The 23728-nt window shown below is 42.1% G+C and carries 16 protein-coding genes, 1 tRNA gene and 1 pseudogene; 3 read left to right on the top strand and 15 right to left on the bottom strand.

The features are described 5' to 3' along the window. Positions 1-95: 95 nt before the first annotated feature. Positions 96-179, bottom strand: a tRNA-Leu gene (locus tag BXY_RS09345). A gap of 164 nt (positions 180-343) precedes the next feature. Here BXY_RS09345 and BXY_RS09340 point away from each other — a divergent pair. Then, positions 344-1426, top strand: coding sequence for a mannose-1-phosphate guanylyltransferase (locus BXY_RS09340; RefSeq protein ID WP_004310696.1), 1083 nt, complete (start codon positions 344-346; stop codon positions 1424-1426). A gap of 147 nt (positions 1427-1573) precedes the next feature. Here BXY_RS09340 and BXY_RS09335 read toward each other — a convergent pair whose 3' ends face one another. From BXY_RS09335 to rpsO, 3 genes are all read right to left on the bottom strand, one after another. Then, positions 1574-3223 carry an AMP-binding protein gene (locus BXY_RS09335; protein ID WP_015531745.1) on the bottom strand — a complete coding sequence of 550 codons (1650 nt, stop codon included), beginning with the start codon at positions 3221-3223 and terminating at the stop codon, positions 1574-1576. A gap of 35 nt (positions 3224-3258) precedes the next feature. Continuing rightward, a complete protein-coding gene (locus tag BXY_RS09330) occupies positions 3259-3834 on the bottom strand; it encodes a helix-turn-helix domain-containing protein (protein WP_004296396.1) in 576 nt (191 codons plus the stop codon). Positions 3835-4020: 186 nt separating this feature from the next. Beyond that, positions 4021-4290, bottom strand: coding sequence for a 30S ribosomal protein S15 (gene rpsO, locus BXY_RS09325; protein WP_004296393.1), 270 nt, complete (start codon positions 4288-4290; stop codon positions 4021-4023). A 155-nt stretch (positions 4291-4445) separates the two neighbouring features. Between rpsO and typA the strand changes: the two genes are divergently transcribed. Continuing rightward, positions 4446-6245, top strand: coding sequence for a translational GTPase TypA (typA, locus tag BXY_RS09320; protein WP_004317549.1), 1800 nt, complete (start codon positions 4446-4448; stop codon positions 6243-6245). A 90-nt stretch (positions 6246-6335) separates the two neighbouring features. Here the strand turns inward: typA and BXY_RS09315 are convergent, their stop codons facing one another. The 5 genes and pseudogenes from BXY_RS09315 to pckA all read right to left on the bottom strand — a co-directional run bounded on the left by BXY_RS09315 (position 6336) and on the right by pckA (position 13113). Continuing rightward, positions 6336-6860, bottom strand: a complete 525-nt coding sequence (locus tag BXY_RS09315; RefSeq protein ID WP_004317547.1) for a chromate transporter — start codon at positions 6858-6860, stop codon at positions 6336-6338. Next, on the bottom strand, positions 6857-7414 hold the full coding sequence (locus BXY_RS09310) for a chromate transporter (protein WP_004317546.1): 558 nt from the start codon (positions 7412-7414) through the stop codon (positions 6857-6859). The genes BXY_RS09315 and BXY_RS09310 overlap by 4 nt, the downstream gene beginning before the upstream one ends. 31 nt (positions 7415-7445) lie before the next feature. Next, positions 7446-9931, bottom strand: a pseudogene (locus BXY_RS09305) (glycosyl hydrolase family 95 catalytic domain-containing protein). Between the two features lie 117 nt (positions 9932-10048). Beyond that, positions 10049-11356 carry a MutS-related protein gene (locus BXY_RS09300; protein WP_009038949.1) on the bottom strand — a complete coding sequence of 436 codons (1308 nt, stop codon included), beginning with the start codon at positions 11354-11356 and terminating at the stop codon, positions 10049-10051. A gap of 149 nt (positions 11357-11505) precedes the next feature. Beyond that, a complete protein-coding gene (gene pckA, locus BXY_RS09295) occupies positions 11506-13113 on the bottom strand; it encodes a phosphoenolpyruvate carboxykinase (ATP) (protein ID WP_004317539.1) in 1608 nt (535 codons plus the stop codon). 280 nt (positions 13114-13393) lie between these two features. Between pckA and upp the strand changes: the two genes are divergently transcribed. Beyond that, positions 13394-14047, top strand: a complete 654-nt coding sequence (gene upp / locus BXY_RS09290) for a uracil phosphoribosyltransferase (protein ID WP_008023141.1) — start codon at positions 13394-13396, stop codon at positions 14045-14047. A 4-nt stretch (positions 14048-14051) separates the two neighbouring features. On the opposite strand, the gene BXY_RS09285 is transcribed toward upp, so the two are convergent. From BXY_RS09285 to ahcY, 6 genes are all read right to left on the bottom strand, one after another. Then, a complete protein-coding gene (locus tag BXY_RS09285) occupies positions 14052-14927 on the bottom strand; it encodes a helix-turn-helix domain-containing protein (protein ID WP_134985630.1) in 876 nt (291 codons plus the stop codon). 38 nt (positions 14928-14965) lie between these two features. Beyond that, positions 14966-16603, bottom strand: a complete 1638-nt coding sequence (locus BXY_RS09280; protein WP_004323802.1) for an efflux MFS transporter permease — start codon at positions 16601-16603, stop codon at positions 14966-14968. Positions 16604-16652: 49 nt separating this feature from the next. After that, positions 16653-17744: an HlyD family secretion protein gene (locus tag BXY_RS09275; protein WP_008642648.1), complete on the bottom strand. Its 1092-nt coding sequence runs from the start codon at positions 17742-17744 to the stop codon at positions 16653-16655. 22 nt (positions 17745-17766) lie between these two features. Then, complete coding sequence (locus BXY_RS09270) at positions 17767-19098, bottom strand: TolC family protein (protein ID WP_008642650.1); 1332 nt, start codon at positions 19096-19098, stop codon at positions 17767-17769. Positions 19099-19380: 282 nt separating this feature from the next. After that, complete coding sequence (locus tag BXY_RS09265) at positions 19381-21894, bottom strand: YfhO family protein (RefSeq protein ID WP_008642651.1); 2514 nt, start codon at positions 21892-21894, stop codon at positions 19381-19383. A gap of 151 nt (positions 21895-22045) precedes the next feature. Further along, complete coding sequence (ahcY, locus tag BXY_RS09260) at positions 22046-23464, bottom strand: adenosylhomocysteinase (protein WP_008642653.1); 1419 nt, start codon at positions 23462-23464, stop codon at positions 22046-22048. Positions 23465-23728 lie beyond the last annotated feature (264 nt).

Raw genomic sequence — 23728 nt, 5'->3', positions numbered from 1 at the left:
CGGTTTCAGACTGAGCCCCAATTTCGGTATGACCAACGAGTTACGAGGAGTAGAAAAGAAAAGCGGAGAAAGTATTTCTACTTTCTCCGCTTCAGTACCCAGACCCGGGGTCGAACCGGGATGGAAGTGAATCCACTGGTGTTTGAGACCAGCGCGTCTACCGATTCCGCCATCTGGGCGCATACTTGATTTCTCAATTGCGGTGCAAAGATACGACATTATTTTGAATCCACAATAGTTTGGCAAAAAAAAGGAGAAAAAAATAATAAAACATATCTTAAACACTTCTCTATTCAGAGAATAAACCGTACATTAGCAGAAACTTTAAAATAGAGTCACTATCATGACAAACCAGGATAATTATTGCGTGATTATGGGTGGCGGCATTGGAAGCCGCTTCTGGCCGTTTAGCCGCAAAACATTGCCCAAACAATTCTTAGATTTCTTCGGAACGGGCCGTTCACTTTTACAACAGACTTTCGACCGGTTCCAAAAGGTTATCCCAACAGAAAATATTTTCATCGTTACCAATGCAATGTATGCGGACTTAGTGAAGGAACAATTGCCCGAAGTGAACGAAGAACAGATTCTGCTGGAACCCGCAAGACGAAATACCGCTCCGTGTATAGCATGGGCCGCTTACCACATCCGGGCACTGAACCCGAACGCCAATATCGTAGTCGCTCCTTCAGACCATTTAATTTTAAAAGAGGATGAGTTTCTTGCCGCTATCGAAAAAGGACTTGATTTTGTTTCACGCTCGGAAAAGCTACTGACATTAGGTATTAAACCCAATCGCCCGGAAACAGGGTATGGATATATACAAATAGACGAACCCGCAGGAGAAAACTTCTATAAAGTAAAAACATTCACTGAAAAACCGGAACTGGAATTAGCTAAAGTATTCGTAGAGAGCGGAGAATTTTATTGGAATTCCGGCCTATTTATGTGGAATGTAAATACAATCATCAAAGCAAGTGAAGATTTACTGCCTGAATTAGCTTCCAAACTGGCACCGGGAAAAGATATTTATGCCACCGACAAGGAGAAAGCATTCATTGAAGAAAACTTCCCAGCATGTCCTAATGTATCCATCGACTTCGGCATTATGGAGAAAGCGGATAATGTGTATGTATCATTAGGAGATTTTGGCTGGTCCGATCTTGGAACTTGGGGATCACTTTATGATTTATCGGAAAGAGACCCGGAAGGCAATGTTACGCTGAAGTGCCATTCACTTATATATAACAGTAAAGATAATATGGTAGTACTTCCGAAAGGCAAACTGGCCGTTATCGATGGACTGGAAGGATTTCTGATAGCCGAATCGGACAACGTTCTTTTGATTTGTCGCAAAGATGAAGAACATGCCATCCGTAAATATGTAAACGATGCCCAAATGCAACTGGGCGATGATTTCATTTAATAACACGCAACCTGACGCCGGAGACAAAACCGGATAAGACTATACAAACAGTGGACGGTGAACAAACTGCATAATTGATTGCAGAGAGTTCACCGTCCACTGTTTATAATCGAAAAACTTTGTGTGTCTTTAAATAATCATAAGTTTCTAAATAATCTCTATTCCCTGCTCCTTGCAAAGTTGCAGTCCCAGATCTTTTAATCTGAACTTCTGAATCTTTCCACTACCCGTCATCGGGAATTCATTCACAAAGAAGATATATTTCGGAATCTTATAACGAGATATTTTATTTCTGCAGAAATCACGTACATCGGCTTCCTGCATCTGTACTCCTTCCTGCAAAATAATAAATGCTCCGACTGCCTCACCATACTTTTTAGAAGGAATACCAGCCACCTGAACATCTTTCACTCCATCAAGCTTATAAAGAAACTCTTCTATTTCGCGCGGATAAATATTCTCGCCGCCACGAATAATCATATCTTTGATACGTCCGGTAATCCGGTAATTTCCATCTTCATCCTTGATACCCAAGTCGCCGGAATGCAAGAAGTTGTTTTCATCAAGCACTTCCGCCGTTGCTTCCGGATTCTTATAATATCCTTTCATGGTATTATAACCACGGTTACACATTTCACCTTGTACACCAACCGGACATTCTTCACCTGTTTCAGGATCAATCACCTTCACCTCCGTAAATTCGAAATCATGTCCTACCGTATTACAACGTACATCGAACGGATCATCAATACGGGTGGCCGTCATACCGGGAGCGGCTTCTGTCAATCCATAGACGCTGGTCACCTTCATATACATCTTCTCTTCCACCTGCTTCATCAGTTCGACAGGACACAGAGAACCTGCCATAATACCTGTACGAAGACAAGACATATCAAAGAGATCGAACATCGGATGATGCAATTCAGCAATAAACATAGTCGGCACTCCGTAAAGAGCCGTACAACGTTCTTTATGAATAGAGGCCAGCACAACCAACGGGTCGAAACGTTCTACCATCACTTGTGTACAACCATGAGTCAGACAGTTCATGGTAGCCAATACTACCCCAAAACAATGGAACAACGGAACGCAACAACAAAGTTTGTCATCTGCCGTGAACTTCATGTGTTCACCAGTCAGAAATCCATTATTGGTGATATTATAATGTGTCAACATCACCCCTTTCGGGAAACCGGTAGTGCCCGAGGTATATTGCATATTTACTACATCGTGACAATCCACTTTGCTTTTTAGTTCGTTCAAACGGCCATCTTCCACATTATCTCCCAACAGCAGGATCTCCGCTGTATTATACATACCACGATGTTTTTCCTGACCTACATATACTACATTCCTCATATATGGAAAACGTTCGCTCTTCAAATGTCCACGCTCACAAGTCTTCAATTCAGGAAGCATCGTGTATGTCATCTGCACAAAATCACTATCCTTCTCACCATTCACAATACAAAGTGTATGCATATCCGAGTTCTGGCAAAGATACTCCAACTCCGATTGCTTGTAGTTCGTATTCACTGTAACATATACCGCACCAATCTTCGCGCAGGCATATAGCAATGTCAACCAATCGGGAACATTAGCCGCCCAGATACCCACATGAGTACCACGTTCCACACCAATGGCAATAAGCCCTTTTGCCATATCATCCACACGACGGTTCAACTGACTCCAGGTAAAACGGAGATTTCGGTCGGAATATACGATATATTCCTTATCGGGAGTCTCTTCAGCCCAGTGTTCCAGCCACTGCCCCAAAGTACGATCAAATAATTGCATGTAATTATACTTAAGTCTTGGTTCCTACTATTTCATTAAATCGGTGTGTAAACTACTGCCAGGATTTTTGCAGCCTGTCCCTCATAAGCATGTACATGATGAGGAACAATGGAATCATAATAAATGCTATCACCCTCTTCCAGCAGATAGGTGTTCTTGCCATAGCTGATTTCCATGATACCTTCCATAACCATGATAAACTCTTCTCCTTCATGAGAAGAAAGCACGAAGTCAGTATCTTCCGTCGGCATCACATCGATAATAAACGGTTCCATGTGACGGTCCGCCTTTGACTTGGACAACGAGTGATATTCCATGTGTTTGCGAGAGTGAATCGCATTATTGGAAAAACTGATCGCATCCTTGGCCTCTTTCTTACGGCATACGACCGGTCCGACTTCATCCTGATCATCAAGGAAAGTACCCAGACGTACTCCCAACACACGCGCAATCTTAATCAGCGGTGCGAGAGAAGGTATATCAATGTTATTCTCAATACGTTCAACCTGTTCGATAGCCAAACCTGAACGTTGCGCCAACTCTTCTATGCTTATTGATTTATCTTCGCGGAGGGCTTTAATTTTCTCGCCAACAATCTTACTTGTATCCATTTTGAAAGCATTTTAGTTATCAAAGGTGATAAATTATAATAATTAAGCTGCAAAAATAGCAAAATCTTTAGATGAACACAATTATAACCGAAGAAAATACGACTATCAGGAAGAAAAAGAAGAAACTAAAAAAAAGCCGTTCCTCATGATAGAGGAACGGCTTTAAATCTTTTCGCGACAAGTAGATTACTTACGCAAACCGAGCTCTTTAACAATAGCACGATATCTTTCGATATCTCTTGCTTTCAGGTAGTCGAGTAAGCGACGACGCTTACCTACCAACATTGTTAACGCTCTTTCAGTACTATAATCTTTTCTGTTGAGCTTCATGTGCTCAGTCAGGTGAGAAATACGGTAGGAAAACAATGCCACTTGGGCCTCAGCTGAGCCGGTGTCAGTGTTAGACTTTCCGTACTTTCCGAAGATTTCTTGCTTTTTAGCAGCGTCTAAATACATAATTCTTAGAATTTTAATTGATAAATTATTCTTTTGAGCGTGCAAAGATAGGCATTATCTTTATATCACACAACGATTTACAAGAAAAAATTGCTATCATTGCGCATATTTCTAATCCTATTTTCGTACCTTTGCAGCCAAATAATAGGTATTATATGCAAAATATTCGAAACATTGCAATCATTGCCCATGTTGACCATGGGAAAACAACGCTGGTTGACAAGATGCTATTGGCCGGAAATTTATTCCGCAGCAACCAAAATAGTGGTGAACTTATCCTGGATAACAACGATTTGGAACGTGAACGTGGTATAACGATTCTCTCCAAAAACGTATCCATCAATTACAACGGTACAAAAATTAATATTATTGATACTCCGGGACACAGCGACTTCGGTGGTGAAGTAGAACGTGTATTGAATATGGCCGATGGCTGTATTCTGTTGGTAGATGCCTTCGAAGGTCCGATGCCACAGACTCGTTTCGTACTGCAAAAAGCGCTCGAAATCGGTTTGAAACCCATTGTGGTAGTTAATAAGGTAGATAAACCTAACTGCCGCCCGGAAGAAGTTTACGAGATGGTTTTCGACTTGATGTTCAGCTTGAACGCAACGGAAGATCAGTTGGACTTCCCCGTGATTTACGGTTCCGCCAAAAACAACTGGATGAGCACCGACTGGCAACAACAAACTGACAGCATCACTCCGCTACTGGATTGTATCGTCGAAAACATTCCGGCACCGCAACAGTTGGAAGGTACTCCCCAGATGTTGATTACTTCTCTGGATTATTCTTCTTATACCGGTCGTATTGCCGTAGGTCGCGTACATCGTGGTACATTAAAAGAAGGTATGAATATAACGCTTGTGAAACGTAACGGCGATATGTTCAAGAGCAAAATTAAAGAACTCCATGTTTTCGAAGGTTTAGGCCGTGTGAAAACAAATGAGGTTTCTTCCGGTGACATCTGCGCGCTGGTAGGTATTGACGGATTCGAGATTGGAGATACAGTTTGTGATTTCGAAAGTCCGGAAGCACTGCCACCCATCGCAATTGACGAACCGACCATGAGTATGTTGTTTGCTATCAACGATTCTCCTTTCTTCGGTAAGGATGGTAAGTTTGTGACTTCACGCCACATCCACGACCGTCTGATGAAGGAACTCGACAAGAACCTGGCCCTCCGCGTAAGAAAGAGTGAAGAAGACGGTAAATGGATTGTTTCCGGCCGTGGTGTACTCCACCTTTCTGTATTGATTGAAACAATGCGTCGCGAAGGATATGAATTGCAGGTAGGTCAGCCACAGGTTATCTTCAGAGAAATCGACGGTGTGAAATGCGAACCGATTGAAGAGTTGACCATCAACGTACCGGAAGAATATTCCAGCAAAATTATTGATATGGTTACCCGCCGTAAAGGTGAAATGGTAAAGATGGAAAATACAGGCGAACGCATCAATCTTGAATTCAATATGCCTTCACGCGGTATCATCGGTTTGCGTACCAATGTACTGACGGCCTCTGCCGGTGAAGCCATTATGGCACACCGTTTCAAAGAATATCAGCCGCACAAAGGAGAAATTGAACGTCGTACCAATGGTTCTATGATTGCTATGGAAAGCGGAACAGCTTTTGCTTACGCCATCGACAAATTACAGGATCGCGGTAAGTTCTTTATTTTCCCGCAGGACGAAGTCTATGCAGGACAGGTAGTAGGCGAGCACTCTCACGACAACGACTTGGTTATCAACGTAACCAAATCGAAGAAGCTGACGAATATGCGTGCTTCCGGTTCGGATGACAAAGTACGTCTGATTCCGCCTATCCAGTTCTCACTTGAAGAAGCATTGGAATATATTAAGGAAGACGAATATGTAGAAGTTACTCCAAAGGCAATGCGTATGCGTAAAGTGATTTTGGACGAAATCGAACGTAAACGTGCCAACAAGAACTAACCATTCTTTCATTATATTATAATAGAAATCCTGGTGAAACGCAGTGTTTTACCGGGATTTTATTTTTTTCTGTAAGTATCACAAGCATTACTAATACAACAACAATCCTACCACACCCGCCAGACAAATCAACAGGATAGGGTGAAGATTCCATTTCCATGTAACCAAAAAGGCTGCCGCAAAAATACCGATACTTTTATAGTCCATAAAATTTTCTCTATTCATCATAAGCAATGCAGCCGAAGCAATCAAAGCAACCGACATAGGTAGCAGTCCGGACATAGCCGCCTTAATATACTTGTTATCCTTACACTTCGCAAAGAAATAAGAAATGAGCAACACCAGAATAAAAGAAGGTAAACAAACCGCTACCGTAGCTAGCACCGCTCCCCACACGCTTTGCGTTACCGCATACCCTACATAAGTAGCACTATTGATACCAATCGGCCCCGGAGTCATTTGCGAAATCGCCACCACATCCGTAAACTGCTGGGGAGTCAGCCAATGATGAATATCCACTATCTCATGTTGAATAAGGGAAAGCATCGCATATCCACCTCCAAAACCGAACATACCTATTTTAAGATACACCCAAAGTAATTGCAAATATATCATACCTCTTTATTCATTATTTTTTCTTTCAACCACAATGTATATACCAATCCTCCCAGAATTCCTGCCAATACAATATAAATAGGAGACAGTCCAAACTGCCAAATCAAAAGAGTAGCTATGGCAGGAGCAACCAACTGAAGGTATTTCAGTTTCAGAGCTCTTACAGCAGAAATACAAGGAAACAAAATCAACGCTACCACGGCAGGACGTATTCCATTAAAGATGCGAATCATCACTTCATTATCTTGAAACCGTGCAAAAAACATGGCTATCAGCATCATAATAACAAAGGAGGGAAGAATCGTAGCCAAAGCACATACCAAGCTCCCACCCACTTTATACAACTTATATCCTACAAAAATAGAAATATTCACAGCAAACACACCCGGTAGTGACTGCGTCAAGGCAAACATCTCCATGAATTCTTCCTTACTCATCCACTGTTTGGCAACTATCTCCCGTTCAATTAACGGAATCATGGCATAACCGCCACCAATAGTAAACATTCCAATCTTCGCAAACGTCACGAACAATTTCAAATACTCTAATACCATTCCTACTTTCTAATTTTCCGATATTTTCTATTTACTGTCTAATAAGTCCTTTAGTCACATCATATTCAATCCGGTAACTACGCCCTTTCACCGTTTTAAAAGAAAGAGTCTTATCAGCATACTTTATCACACAGTTTCCTCCCGCATTAGAATGAACCACAGCTTCTTTCAGCTGATTATTCTCCCAAACCATATCCACTTCACCTTTGCACAGATACCACTGACAGCCCCACCCTTCCATGCATCCGGCAAAGCAGGCAGCAACTGAATAAAGCCTATATGACTTTGAAGCAACATCTCGGTAATACCGGCTGTTCCGCCAAAGTTTCCGTCAATCTGGAAAGGCGAATGTGTATCCCATAAATTATCCAGCGTGCCGTTCTTCAACAAATTGCCAAACAAGGTATAAGCATGATTACCATCTTGCAAACGCGCCCATTGATTCAACTTCCAGCCCATGCTCCAACCAGTAGCCCCGTCACCACGATGCACCAGTACTACTTTAGCAGCTTTCGCCAGTTCGGGAGTGGTGACCGGAGAAACCGTATGCCCCGGATGCAGTCCGAACAAATGATTCACATGGCGATGCTCGTCTTTCGGATCATCAATATCTACCGACCATTCCATCAACTGACCATACCGCCCTATTTTATAAGGAACGAGATTGGCAAGCACATGCTCCCACTGCTTACGTTCTTTCTTATCTACGCCCAACACTTTGCTCGCCTCGATTGCATCCAGCAAAATCTCACGTACAACGGCATGCACAAAGGTAGCACCCTGATCGATAGGCCCATGCTCCGGCGAAGTAGATGGAGCAGCCGTATATGTTCCATCCGGTTTATGCCACAAATAATCGACAGCAAAGTCCGCACTACTTTTTATCAACTCATAACCCGTTTCTTTCAGGAATGTAAGATCTCTTGTATAATCATAATACTCCCAGATATGAGTAGCCAACCAGGGACCTGCCATAGGATTGAAGTTCCACGACATATCCTGACTTTCCAACGGAGTGGTAAATCCGAATATATTTCCGGAAATGGATGCCGTCCATCCTCTGGCACCAAAATAAGATTTCGCGGTCTTTTCGCCCGGTTTTACCAGCGTACGAATGAAATCGACCAATGGAAGCATACATTCATTTAGGTTAGTGGAGCAGGCCGGCCAATAATTCATCTGAATATTGATATTATTATGATAGTCCACACGCCACGGTCCATCGACATTATTATGCCAGATACCCTGCAAATTCGCCGGCATATTGCCTGGACGGGAACTTGAAATCAACAGATAGCGACCGAATTGAAAATATAATTCTTCCAGATCATAATCCGGCTGTCCTGCCCGGTAGTTTTTCAAGCGCTGGGGAGTCGGCAGATTTCTTCCCTTGATCGCCGGATTCAGATTCAATTTAACCCGATCGAACAAAGCAGCATAATCATTGTAATGCTGACTAAACAAAGCAGTATACCCCTGTGACACTGCGTTATTCATCCATTCCTTGGTTGTTTCTTCCGGATTGACACCCACATACGTCTTCGGATCTTTAAAATCCGGATCAAAGTCAGGTTTATAATCAGTATCAGCCGTAATATAAAACACAACTTCATCCGCACCTTTCACCATCAGTTTTCCATCTGCATTAGACAAGGTTCCGCCTTTTGTCTCCGCCTGAATACGAACGACATATTTCATTCCGTTATTGTCCAGAGATGCGGAATACACCAGTCCTTTATTACTGTCAGAAGCCATATTCCCGGTAGACACCGGATTAGGCGCATAACTGAAAACCAAGTTTTGTTTACCCGGTTGATCCGCACTGAAACGCATCACCATCACATTGGCAGGATAAGAAATGAAATAATTGCGCTGATAAACCACATGATCCTTTTTAAACTGAACAACTGCCATTGCAGAGTCCAAAGAAAGGATACGTTTATAGTCACTCATCCCTATAATATTCAATCCCGTTTCTACATAAAACTCTCCCATGGTAGTAAAACTGCCGAAACGGAAAGGTGTTTCTCCGTCAGCATCATAAGACACCTCACTGTTGAAGTTTTGACGTGTCAGCATTTCAGCCTTTTCCTGATTTCCTTCCGTAAATGCCTTACGTATTTCATCCAAAAGATGAGCCGACTGTTTATTGACATTCCAATAATAGTCCGCCCCTTTCGCTGTATTCGGACCGCCACGCCAAAGCGTTTTTTCGTTAAAGGTAATACGTTCAGCTTCCACCGACCCCATGATATTCGCACCTAAACTACCATTCCCTATCGGTAATGATTGCGATTCCCAAGCGGGATCCGGATTATGACCTGCATTTCCTGCTGTTTCCGGTTTATCACCACCTTTCCACAGATCCGGTCTTCCCCCATACCACACGGCATACCCCTGCAAAGTATTGGGAGTATCAAACCAGATGGAAAGTCCTTTGGTATAATCAGTTTCACCCGCGTAAAGTCCGGAGACAAGAAACAAAGAGCAGATAAGAAAGAAATAGAGTTTCTTCATGGTTGTCGCATTATTATTCAAGATTATTCTCTCGTATATGGTTTGTACAAAAGTAATCAAAATATGCCTTTAATAAAAATAAAATACTGTCTTAATGGACACAATAATAAGGTGAAACTATATCAAACCGGCCAGTAGTTTTTTCACGACCCAATATCCTACCCTAGCCTCCGAAATCCCCTGCAATAGCCGATGATGACAAACAAATGCATCGTCAATAATTTCCGCTTCCATATAATAAAAACAACAGGCAGGATCTTTTTCAAATGCTTTCGCATACTCCAGAATATGAGTTGATATAAGGAAATGGCAACAAGAGAATCTTTTCAATAATTCATTGACTGCAAGAGAAGCCTCAAAAGCATCCTTAGCGTTAGTTCCGCGAAACATTTCATCCAAAACGACCAAACAACGTTTTCCTGTAAGCGCTTTTTGCATCACTTCTTTTATACGAAGAACCTCTGCCATGAAATGGCTTCGCCCGTCACGCAAAGAGTCCGGCAAATTAATAGAAGTATAAATACCTTCGTAAAGAGGACAAACCATTGACTTCACCGGGACAGGCAGTCCACAATGCGCCAGCCAGACAGCCAAAGTCAGTGCTTTTAAAGTGGTTGACTTTCCCGCCATGTTAGAACCCGTAAAAATACTGATATTTCCCCGAGACATCACCCAGCTATTCTCCCGTACATTTTTCACAAAAGGATGAACTACACCCTCAACCGAAAAATCCATTGTTTCCACCACTTTCGGTGTACAACAGAAATTTTTCTCTCTCGCTACCCGGTGAGCTGTCCGACAGACATCCAATAAATACAAAACTGATAATAATTCTTTCAAAGACAACAAACGGGTACATCGAAATAGATAATCGTATTTATCTATCGTATAATTAGATAGCCGCCTTTCTTCGCCAGAAGTCTGTTCCAAGACTTCACCTAATTCACTTCCGGACAAAATATCATTCACCATACGGGCTGACTCCTTCATCAATTGTGGGGCATCCTCATCCAATTCTTTCGCCCACCTCTCCAAACAATGCAGCAAATGTATTACCAATTTCACTCCCCGACAAATAACATAACGGGTTGAATCATATCTCAACAGGCGATCTATGACAGTAGCACATGACAGTAAGACGTGTGCTTCCCTGATCTGGTCGCGATAAGCCAGATAATATTCAATAAAATCCAGTTCTTCTTCATTCAAAAGAAGTTCAGGTAAAGCATCCCACGCAACAGCCTCCTGCCTTTTGCGGATCATATCCAAATCACTTAGCGGATACATAACCCAGTTCATCATCAATGATTTTCCTTCTTTCGTCTCTGTTTTAGAAAACAAAGAGAAAAGAAACTGCTCATTGTTTGCAGTCTCCGTTATGCTTAAATCCGCATAGGTCTGTTTGTCTGTATCCAGATACGTCATAGCTGTCTTTAAAAGTAAATAGTCTCGTTTTGACAAATATAGGAAAAAAACTAAACAGACAGTATTCCTTTTCATAGAAAGACACAGTATAGCAATAAAAAAGGCGGTTCGAAATCGAACCGCCTTCCATATTATATCTGATTCTCCAATTAGAGTTTCGGACCAGCAGCAACCAAAGCCTTACCAGCTTCGTTACCAGTAAATTTAGCGAAGTTCTTGATGAAACGTCCAGCCAAATCTTTAGCTTTTTCTTCCCATTGGCAAGCACATTCGTAAGTGTCGCGTGGGTCAAGGATCTTCGGATCAACACCCGGAAGTTCTGTAGGAACAACAAAGTCGAAGAAAGGAATAACCTTAGTAGGAGCTTTGTCGATAGAACCGTCAAGGATAGCGTCGATAATACCACGAGTATCTTTGATAGAGATACGTTTACCAGAACCATTCCATCCAGTGTTAACCAAGTATGCTTTAGCACCAGTCATCTCCATCTTCTTAACCAGTTCTTCTGCATATTTAGTTGGGTGCAATGACAAGAAAGCAGCACCGAAACAAGCCGAGAATGTCGGAGTCGGTTCAGTGATACCACGTTCCGTACCAGCCAATTTAGCTGTAAATCCAGACAAGAAGTAGTATTGAGCCTGTTCCGGGTTCAGGATAGATACTGGAGGCAATACACCGAACGCATCAGCCGACAAGAAGATAACTTGTTTTGCGTGAGGACCTTTAGAAACCGGTTTAACGATGTTTTCGATGTGATAGATAGGATAAGAAACACGAGTGTTTTCAGTCACGCTCTTGTCAGTGAAATCAATCTTACCGTTAGCGTCAACAGTTACGTTTTCAAGTAAAGCGTCACGTTTGATAGCATTGTAGATATCTGGTTCGCTTTCTTTATCCAAGTTGATAACCTTAGCGTAGCAACCACCTTCGTAGTTGAATACACCTTCGTTATCCCATCCGTGTTCGTCGTCACCGATCAATTTACGTTTCGGGTCAGTAGACAAAGTAGTCTTACCTGTACCAGACAATCCGAAGAAGATAGCAGAGCTAGTTCCTTCCATATCAGTGTTAGCAGAGCAGTGCATAGAAGCGATACCACGAAGCGGGTTCATGTAGTTCATGATAGAGAACATACCTTTCTTCATTTCACCACCGTACCAAGTATTCAGGATTACTTGTTCTTTAGTCTTCAGGTTGAATACTGTAGCAGTTTCAGAGTTCAAGCCCAGTTCTTTGTAGTTGTCAACTTTTGCTTTAGAAGCGTTGAAACATACGAAATCAGGTTCTCCGTAGTTAGCAAGTTCTTCAGCAGTCGGGCGAATGAACATGTTAGTTACGAAATGAGCCTGCCAAGCTACTTCCATGATGAAACGTACTTTCATACGAGTAGCTTCGTTAGCACCACAGAAAGTATCAACAACGAACAAACGTTTGCCGGAAAGTTGTTTTACAGCTTTAGCTTTCAAGTCAGCCCAAGCTTCTTCAGTACATGGTTTGTTATCGTTTTTATATTCTTCGGAAGTCCACCATACAGAATCAGCAGAAGCTTCATTCTTAACGAAGAATTTATCTTTAGGAGAACGACCGGTGTAGATACCTGTCATTACATTCACAGCGCCTAATTCAGTAACTTGACCTTTTTCAAAGCCTTCCAGACTCGGTTTTGTTTCCTCAGCGAACAAAACATCATAAGACGGATTGTGCAAAATCTCAGTCACACCTGTGATGCCGTACTTGCTTAAATCTAAATTTGCCATTTTCTTTGAATTAATTAAAATTGGTATTTTGTTTTCTATCTCTTTTCACCTTAACATGGGGAGCTTTGGATACCCCCTTGTAAATCCGGCTACAAAAGTAATACTTTCTTTGGAAAGGAAGAAGGTATTAGAGAAATTTTTCCCTAATTGAAACTCTTTTATAAATTCCTAACAATATCTGCAAACTGAATATTGCAATTTGAAAGATTATCGTTTACTTTGCAAGCCAGTATGTTATCAATACTATGAAAATGAGATTAAAATTTGATTAAAATATAATATGAAAGTAATTGATTTTGGCCAAACTAATTCGATTCTAAACCAGTACATATCCGAAATTAGAAATGTAGAAGTTCAGAACGACCGCCTGCGTTTCCGCCGTAACATCGAACGGATCGGAGAAATCATGGCTTATGAAATGAGTAAAGAGTTTAAATACTCGGTAAAGAACATCCAGACACCACTGGGAATCGCTCCGGTCAGTACACCGGACAACAATTTAGTAATCAGTACGATCCTGCGTGCTGGTCTGCCTTTCCATCAAGGTTTCCTTAGCTATTTCGACAGGGCGGAGAATGCGTTTGTTTCCGCTTACCGCAAATATAAAGATACGCTAAAATTCGATATACATATAGAATATATCGCTTCTCCCCGCATTGATGACAAAACGCTGATTATCACCGATCCTATGCTGGCAACTGGGGGGAGTATGGAACTTAGTTACCAGGCAATGCTGACGAAAGGACACCCTGCTGAAATTCATGTTGCTTCGATTATCGCCAGCCAAAAGGCTATCGATCATATAAAGAATGTATTTCCGAAAGACAAGACAACAATCTGGTGCGCAGCCATCGATCCCGAACTCAACGAACATTCTTACATTGTTCCGGGACTGGGCGATGCGGGCGATCTTGCCTACGGTGAAAAAGAATAAACGTTTAAAGATTCTTCCGATATTGCTGCGGTGAAACCCCAACCTGCTTCTTAAAGAACGTACCGAAATAAGAAGCATTGGGGAAGCCGAAAGCATTTGAAATCTCCTGAATATCTTTCTGCGTATTTTTAAGCAATGAGATGCTCTTACGAATGATAGCTTTGAATACAAGTTCCTGCACGGTATATCCGCAGATACTTTTAGAAACGGCAGAAAGATATTTAGGAGACAAACACAATTTATCCGCATAAAACTCAACACCCCGTTCCTGCATATAATATTTTTCGATTAACTGGATCAAGTGAATAAAGACTTCGTTTTTGCGTCCTCCCACTTCCCGCCCGTCATTGACGAGTTTGCGATTATAAATAGAGCAGATCCTGTACGTCAATGCAAGTAGAAGTAATTTCTGCTCATAAAGTTTAAATGAATTTTCTTCCGACTGTAACACATTGTCCAATAAGGACATATACTTTACGATCTCTTCTTCCTCACCAGTAGACCAGACACAAGAAGGTTCTTCGGGAGTAAGGCGGGAATACATATACATGGAAACAACCAGATTCCCCATAATATCCCGGATCGGTTCTATCTGATAAATCAAAATCCGTACCTCCATGTCTTCCGACTCTTGCAAAACCTGAAACTCGCCGTCTTCGGGAATAAACAAACTTTCGCCTGCTCCTGCGAAATGCTTTTTCTGATTAAGCGAAAACTGGAAATTACCCTGGCGGCAAATAATCAGCCCCAGTCCTTTCATTTGAAAAGGTTTCTTCAGTGAGGGTGGAAAATTTACAAATATCCCTTCGGAGCTACATATATTTTTCCCACTTAACAAATCGCGTTCAAACTGCAATAAACGATCTTGTCCGCTATCCATCATACTAATATATTAACAGATCATTATCAAAAACGACGCTAAGTTAGCAATTTTCGTTTAGGATAAGGAACAACGAGCACAAATATCATACAAATTAACCCACCATAAATTGTCCATCCCGCCATCTCTTTGAGTGCAGAGAGCGTGGCCTGCACCTGAATACGCCCTTTGGTAGATATAGCAGCCATGTTACGGGCTTCCGTCTCACTCTTTCCCTGATATTTCATACCTTGTACCGTACCAAGGAAGGAAGTGGAAGCATCCGGATTAAGCAGGTCCACATTTTGCGCATAACGGGTTATATAGTGTTGCTGCCGCTCCTGCAAAACATTTGTATAAATTGCTCCGCCGATACTCGGTCCCACAACCATACGCACAGTAAGCATAATACAGATCCAGGTGGAAAGATATTTAAAAGGCATACGTTGATTGGCATAAGCAGCCGTCAGCGCATACAGAATCATCATGCCTGTGGCACGGATGATAACTGCATATTTCAGACGCTCGTAAACTCCTGCTGTCTGCACCTCGAAATACATAAAAACAGCTGATAAAGACAGGAAGAAGAATCCCATCGCAAACAGATACTTAAAATGTAACCCTTTACCTCCCAACACCATAGCAATCACGGCGCCAATAGCATAACCTACCATACACCAATTACCTAATGAAGCATTTTGCAGATTATCGAGATGCATCCCCACTCCTGCAAACACATTGACAAACATAGCACTGGAGTTTATCACCATCAATAATAAGTAAAGTAATGCTCCCATACGTATAGTACGCAGTTTGAACGCATCCAGCAAAACATAAGGCGACCGGCGCGTTACGTCCATATATAGAAAAATTCCCGCAAAAAGAATACTTACAGCTGTCGCCCAACGGATAGATTCGTCATCATACCAGTCGAGTACTTTTCCATAAACCAGCACATACGTGAGACAAGTCAGCGAGATGCAAAATGCAGTGACATTGCCGAACTTACGGAAATTAATAGGAAACCTTCCGGGAAACTTATAATTCGGCATGGTAATAAACAAGAGCAAAATAGAGATCAGGAGAATCCCCATCATAAAGCAATACACATATTTCCACTCATATTCAAAGGACAGCCAAGCCGTCAATGCTGTGCCCGACTGTCCTAGAATCATAAAAAACAGATAAACAGCCGGCTGACTCACACATCTTTCAATGTCCAATTTATTCCAACCGGCAGTATCTTTCGGCTCCAACCCCGGAGTAATATTGCGGGTAGCTTCCATTCCACCCGCATACCAAATGAGTGTGAACAGATTGACCATCATCAGTACCATACGCAAGAAACCCGTCAGAAGACTACAAAGCGCCAACAGAAAAACGCTGTCTGTCTTTGCACAGATATAACTGAATATATACATGAACGCAAACCCGACAATACACATCATCTTCTCCCGCCGCACACACACCAACTGATATAGGAAAGGAGCAAAGGCTGCCATACCAATAGAAGTAACAAAGTTGGCAAACTGGATATGCTCGGATATAATGCCAAGCCCGCTCATCATTTCGGTGCTATTCACCGAATAAACCCCGCCTACCGTAAGAATCGGCAGAAAGAAAAATAACAGAATGATAATACCCAACGGTTTGGGCATCCAGCTATAGAAAGGATAATTTTTGGGATAAGAGGGCATTAATTTTTGATTTATGAATTATGATTTATGAATTATAGGTGCACGGTGGTTAGAGTTTGGCTTTCACTACTACCATCATGCCTGCTGCTAATCGTTCGTTGTCTTCTTTTGATAAATCGGTAAAGTCGATGCGTACGGGGATGCGCTGTTGGATCTTCACAAAGTTGCCTGCGGAGTTATCGGTCGGCACTAATGAATATTTGGAGCCGGTAGCTCCTGATATAGAGGTGACTTTGCCTTTAAACTCTTTATCGCTAATGGCATCTACTGTGACAAATACTTCCTGTCCGATATGCAGGTTCTCGATTTGTGTCTCCTTATAATTGGCAACGATCCATTTCTGGGTATCAGGAAGAATATAGGTGATGGTCTGCCCTGCCGAAATAAACTGTCCTTCCTCTAATGAGCGACGGCCGAGTTTTCCGTCACAAGGAGCTATTACAACCGTATAGGAAAGATTCAACCGGGCCATTTCGAGCGCAGCTGTTGCTCTTTGAATAGCCGCTTCGGTATTCATGCGACGGTAGGACACTTCATCTACACCGGAAAGAGCTGCTTTTTTCTGCCTTTTCGTAGCTTCCAGCTTCTTACGCGTAGCTTCATAATCAGTGACAATCTGTTCAAGTTGGATAGGAGTAGCCGCATTTCGTTTCACGAGGTTCTCATATCGTTTCCGGTCTTTTTCCAGTTTCGCCAAACGTACTTCAATCTCGGCAATAGACGCATCGTAAACAGATGCTGTTGTCTGCGTAGTATTGAGTGTAGCATTGATGACGGTCGCACCGGCTTGCGCATCTTTCAAGGCAGCTTCAGCCTCCATTACGCGAATTTTATATTCACGATCATCCAGTACCAGTAAAGTATCTCCTTTATGTACCTCCTGATGTTCTGTAAAGTAGATTTTGTCAATGTAACCTGAAGCACGTAGATTGATAGGAGACACATATTGTTCTATTTGTGCATCGTTACTAGTCTCCGTCTGGCTATAATTCAAAAAAAGGCAGATCACTTCAATCACTCCCCAAACAATAATAGCCACTCCGAGAAGGCTGATAGCAATCTGCCAGCGACGAAGTTTCTTCATTTTTTTTGCTTTCTCCTGATGAGTAGCGGAAGGAAGGTTATTTTCCATTGTTTCCATATTTATGATTGTTATTTGCGTATTATTTGACTAATGATTCTATTTGTCCGGTCAGTTTAAGCAGCATCAGGTTAGTCACCCGATAGTTATAATGTGCGCTGATATAGTTGTTTTGAGCTTCACTCATCTGCATTTCATCTTGCAGCACTTCCGTCATAGAAGCAATGCCTTCCCGGTAACGGTCGGAAGTGACTGCGTACACATCTTCGGCAAGCAAGTAGTTATCCTTCTGTTTCTTAAAGTTACGCTGATTGTTCATCAGGTCGTTCACAGCATTCAGATATTGAGTTTGCAGATTCTTCCGGGCATCTTCCCATGCCAGTCTTTTGTTCTCTATATCGATCATCGCCTTCTTTATTTTATAGGTTTTATCCAGTCCGTCGAAAATCGGAATACGCAAGGTTAGCCCCACTCCATAGGAACGAAACCATTGATTGGACGGACCGGAGTGGAACCAATGATAACCTTTATCCGTATATGCAGCATATCGCCAGCTGCCTGTCAGACTAAGAGAAGGGATATATCCATTAGCAATGATCTTCTTTTGCCGTTCCGCCAGTTGCACTTGCGATTGTGAGAGTTGAAGTTCATAGATATTTTCCGACAAGCCGGTCAGGGCTACCGTAGTAATGCTATCGGTATTTACCGGTGTCAACGCGATTTCCTTTTCAGCCGGATAATCCATAATGTATTTCAGCATATTCAATTGCTGTTTCATCATTGCTTGTGCATTGTCATATTGCACCTTCAGATTTTCCAAATTGATATTGACTCTTTTCAGATCGACTTCCATAGACATTCCATTATCGAAGAAAGCCTGTGTAATATCTCTCAATTCTTCCAGACGGGTGATATTTGCTTTTATCAGCATGATTTGTTCGGCCGTGACCTGTCCGAGATAATACATCTTACTGATTTGAAGAATAACATCTTCCCTGGCTTTTCCATAAGACAGACGACTGATTTCTTCCATCACTTTAGCTATGGACATAGAAGTATAAAGAGTCTGATTGAAAAGCGGCATCTGCATTTCCAGTCCTGCATTAGCAGAATGTTGCAATGTTTTCGTTATATTATAGGGAACTCCGTAAGATGAACCGTCTGTGACTGACACCGGAGGATCAAAATTGTTATTATAACCGGCTATCGCATTAATTTGCGGCAGCAGCTTCGAACGGTTTTCAGATACGCCATATTTACTTTTTTGTATTTCTTTACGTTTCCCTTCTAACGACAAGTTATTGTCAATACCAATGCGGAGACAATCCTCTAATGTCAGAATCTCTACCTCCTGTGTGTTCCCACGTAACACGAACAAGAAAAAAAAGGAAAAAATGAATAGTAGTCTTTTCATAACATAATGCTCTATTATTGGCTACAAATTTAGTAGCTTACAGCATAATAAGACTATCCACAAACTATTTGTTTATATTCATATTTTCCTTTTTCAATGAACAAACAATAAACAACTACTCTCATAAAACATCACACTTAATATGTTTCTATGAACAGTGTTTGTTTTTCGTATTTTTTTAGTGAATGTAAAATAAGGGCGGCGCTCTTTGTGAGGAGGAGTGCCGCCCTTATTTTATAACCTTACCATACATTATGAAGGTTAATGACTATTACATTTCGCTTAAGACTTCTTCGCAATCTTGTTCCGCTGCGTCCACGCAAGAACCATAACTCCGATCAACAACAAAGTCAGTGCCGCATAAGCAATACTTTCTGTAACCTGTATGCTTTGTGGATCAAACCACATTTCGATGGTATGTTCCCCTGCCGGTACATTTATCGCACGCAAGATATAATCTGCACGGGCAATATCGACGAGCTGACCGTCAATAGTCGCCTGCCATCCCGGATAATATATTTCGGAGAAGACAACAACTCCGTCTTTAGGAGTGGAAGCCTTGTAGACCAAACGATTCGGCTCGTAACTAGTCAACTGGATGGTAGATAGAGAATCTTTATATCCTTCTGTCACACCTTTCAATTGTTCTTTAAACTTCACATCCACTACGGCTGTTTCCGTTGGAAGAATATCATTCAAAGCGTCGATTTCTTCATTTGCATTATTTACATACTGCACCTTATCTACGAACCATGCATTGCCGTATGCATAAGGATTTACCACAGGAACAGCCTGCCCTTGCTCGCCGGCAGGGAAAATGAAGTATTTTGTATTCAGCATATTCAGTACACGGAATTTGGAAGCGTCTACACTGTCCATCTGTCCGCCGGCAGTAGCCACCGCCTGATAGGTTTCCTGCATTTCGGGCATGATATGATGATCGATCATTTCCTGATAGCGACGGAGCTTCGCTGCATGATAACCACCGACACTCTTATGCCAGTATGCCGTGTTGTTTTCATTAAACGTATTACCGGGGAAGCCTATAAAGTTCAACACACGATAATTTAAAGTAGTATCCTGAAGGATCATCTCATCCGTCTGTGTTTTAACAAACGCTTCTGTCTGTTTGGATTTCGGCACAAACTGTTCGTCATTCAAATAGCGTTTATTAATGCTCCACATATCTATCAAACATAAAAGCGCAATACCAGCCAATGTGAAAGAAGCTTTCAACTTCCGCTGTTGATATAAGAATAAAAACAGGCAACCAATCATTATAATAAAGAAACTACGCCATGCGTCCGAAGCAATAATAGCTTCACGCATTTCAGTCAGGTTTGCCACAAACGGAGCCAAATGTTCGGCTGGAAGTGCTTGTTTCAAAGCAGCCATCTCTTGTGTCGTAATAAAACCGGAGAAGAAAGCACCCGGAGCAACAGCTAAAATCAACGCAACACCAGCAGTCAGTACCAAAGTGGCAATCATCCCTCCACGGTTCTCTTTCAACTTCAGCGTATCCGGTTTGCTCAAAATCTCTTTCAAAGCAAAAATCGCCAACAAAGGAATGGTAAATTCAGCAATCACCAGAATGGAAGATACAGCACGGAACTTATTGTACATCGGGACGTAATCGATAAAGAAGTCCGTCAATCCCATGAAATTCTTTCCCCATGAAAGCAGAATCGAGAAGATAGTAGCTCCTAGCAATGCCCATTTCAGAGGACCTTTCACTATGAAACAACCCAATACGAACAGGAACATCACAAATGCCCCGACATATACAGGACCGGCTGTCCACGGTTGCTCACCGAAATATTGCGGCAACTGCGAATAAATACCACTATACATTGGATTGGCCTTTGCCATAGCAACTTCGCTTTGCGACATCGTAGACCCTGATCCTCCTCCTTTTACGTTCGGAACCAGTAACGTCAATGTCTCGCCGATACCATAACTCCAGTTGGTTATGTAGTCACGGTCCAACCCGCTACTTGTCTGGCTGGCCGCAGCGCCCTCCTGCTTCAATTCGCTCTTGCCGCGCATCGTCTCCTTACTATATTCATAAGTATGATACAGATTGGAGATATTGATGCAAACTCCTACCACGGCAGCCAATGCCAAAATTGCGCTGGCCTTGAAGAAATGGGGCAGTTCTTTCTTTTTATAAGCATCTTCAAAGTACGCTCCCACGAAAAACAGGATCACAAACATGAAATAATAGCTCATCTGAATGTGATTCGACTGAATCTGAAGGGCGATAAACAACGCTGTAATAATTCCGCCCAACAAGTATTTCTTCCGGTAAGCCAGAACGACACCCGCAATCGTAGGTGGAATATAAGCCAACGTCACAAACTTCCAAATGTGCCCTGCCGGTATCAGAATGAAGAAATAGGAAGAAAATGCCCATATCACTCCGCCCAATCCTGCCAGCCAGGCCGATATTCCGAAGGCCCGCAAAAGGATATAGAATCCGAGCATCATAATAAAAGTCAGCACTACATAATCCGGGAGAAAGAGGCGATAAACCTTCTCCACCCCTTTCAGGGACGTTGTCGAGTCGTAACTCGGAGACATCTGATAGGTAGGCATACCTCCAAAAATCGAATTCGTCCAGCGCGTACGTTCTCCGGTACGTTCGAGATACTCTTTCGATTCTTGTCCTGCGCCGACTCCAGCAGCCGTGTCATGCTGAAACAAGATACGACCTTCAATATCAGCCGGAAAAAAATAGGCGAAAGAAAGAATGATAAAAGCCAGAATGGCTATTAAGTCGGGAAGAAACTTTTTCATTTGCAATGACACGATTTACTATTTACGATTGAAGTTTGAATATAAAATAAATTACGATCTGACAATCCAATATTTACAATTGATAACGGTAGAATACCGATCTCCCACATTTATCAATCGTAAATAGTAAATCGTCAAATCGTAAATCTAATTAGTATCTATAATGATCTGCTTTATAAGGTCCGTCCACTGACACACCAATATAGGCAGCCTGTTCAGGAGTCAACTTAGTCAATTTCACGCCGATCTTTTCAAGATGCAGGCGGGCAACTTCTTCGTCCAGATGCTTCGGCAAGCGATATACATTGATATCATATTTCTTGTTGAACAGTTCTATCTGCGCCAATGTCTGATTAGTAAATGAATTACTCATCACAAATGACGGATGACCGGTTGCACATCCCAGATTTACCAAACGACCGTCAGCAAGCAGAATGATGCTGTGACCATCCGGGAAATAATAACGGTCTACTTGTGGTTTGATGTTCACACATTTGATACCCGGATAATGTTTCAAGGCATCTACCTGAATTTCATTATCGAAATGACCGATGTTGCAAACGATAGACTGATCTTTCATTTTCTCCATGTGGTCGATACGGATAATATCGATATTACCTGTAGTAGTCACAAAAATATTGCCTTCCATGCAAGCTTCTTCCATAGTCACCACTTCAAAGCCTTCCATGGCAGCCTGCAATGCACAGATCGGATCTACTTCCGTCACGAGTACCCGCGCTCCGTAAGAACGCATAGAATGAGAACAGCCTTTACCCACATCACCATAACCACATACTACCACCACTTTTCCGGCAATCATCACATCCGTTGCACGCTTGATACCGTCAGCCAGCGATTCGCGGCAGCCATACAGGTTGTCAAACTTAGATTTTGTGACCGAATCATTCACATTGAATGCCGGGAACAACAGTTTGCCTTCTTCCTGCATCTGATACAAACGGTGTACGCCTGTCGTAGTTTCTTCAGACACGCCACGCATTTCTTCCGCTACACGATGCCAGCGAGTACTGTCTTCCGCCAACACTTTCTTCAAGATTGCATTCAGTTCTATTTCGTCCTCTGCATGTACTTCTTTATCCAATACGGCAGCATTATTCTCTGCATCATAACCTACGTGAATCATCATCGTAGCGTCACCGCCATCATCTACAATCACATTCGGTCCTTTACCACCTGCAAAGCTCAATGCTTGCAATGTACACCACCAATAATCAGCAAGAGTCTCCCCCTTCCATGCAAACACAGGCACACCCGTAGCAGCAATTGCAGCCGCCGCATGATCCTGCGTTGAATATATATTACAAGAGCACCAACGTACTTCAGCTCCTAAAGCCACTAACGTTTCAATCAGCACAGCCGTCTGAATGGTCATGTGCAACGATCCCATAATGCGGGCACCTTTTAACGGTTTGGATTCTCCATACTTTTCGCGAAGAGCCATCAGGCCGGGCATTTCTTTTTCTGCCAAATCGATTTCCTTGCGTCCGAAATCAGCAAGCGTAATATCTGCCACCTTATAGGGCAGAGTAGAGAATAATTCTGTAGACATATTGTAAATCATTTATATATAATGAATGCAAAGATAGAACATTCTGATTAGTAGGGCAAAAGCTATCCGTTTTTTTTATATTATAATAACTTGGGAGACAATCCGCGTCTCGGAATATTGTCTTATATTTGCAACAGATAAAACAAATTCTACAATATTCTAATGAATAACAATAAATCTTCTATGAGACATTACGAGGGCAAAACGAAGGAGGAACTTTTAAAAATAATCGAACAATTAGAAGAGAAGATAGATTTTCTTTCC

The organism is Bacteroides xylanisolvens XB1A, assembly GCF_000210075.1.
Lineage (GTDB): Bacteria > Bacteroidota > Bacteroidia > Bacteroidales > Bacteroidaceae > Bacteroides > Bacteroides xylanisolvens.
Note: the sequence above shows the minus strand (reverse complement) of the source record. Positions and strands in the feature narration are given on the sequence as shown.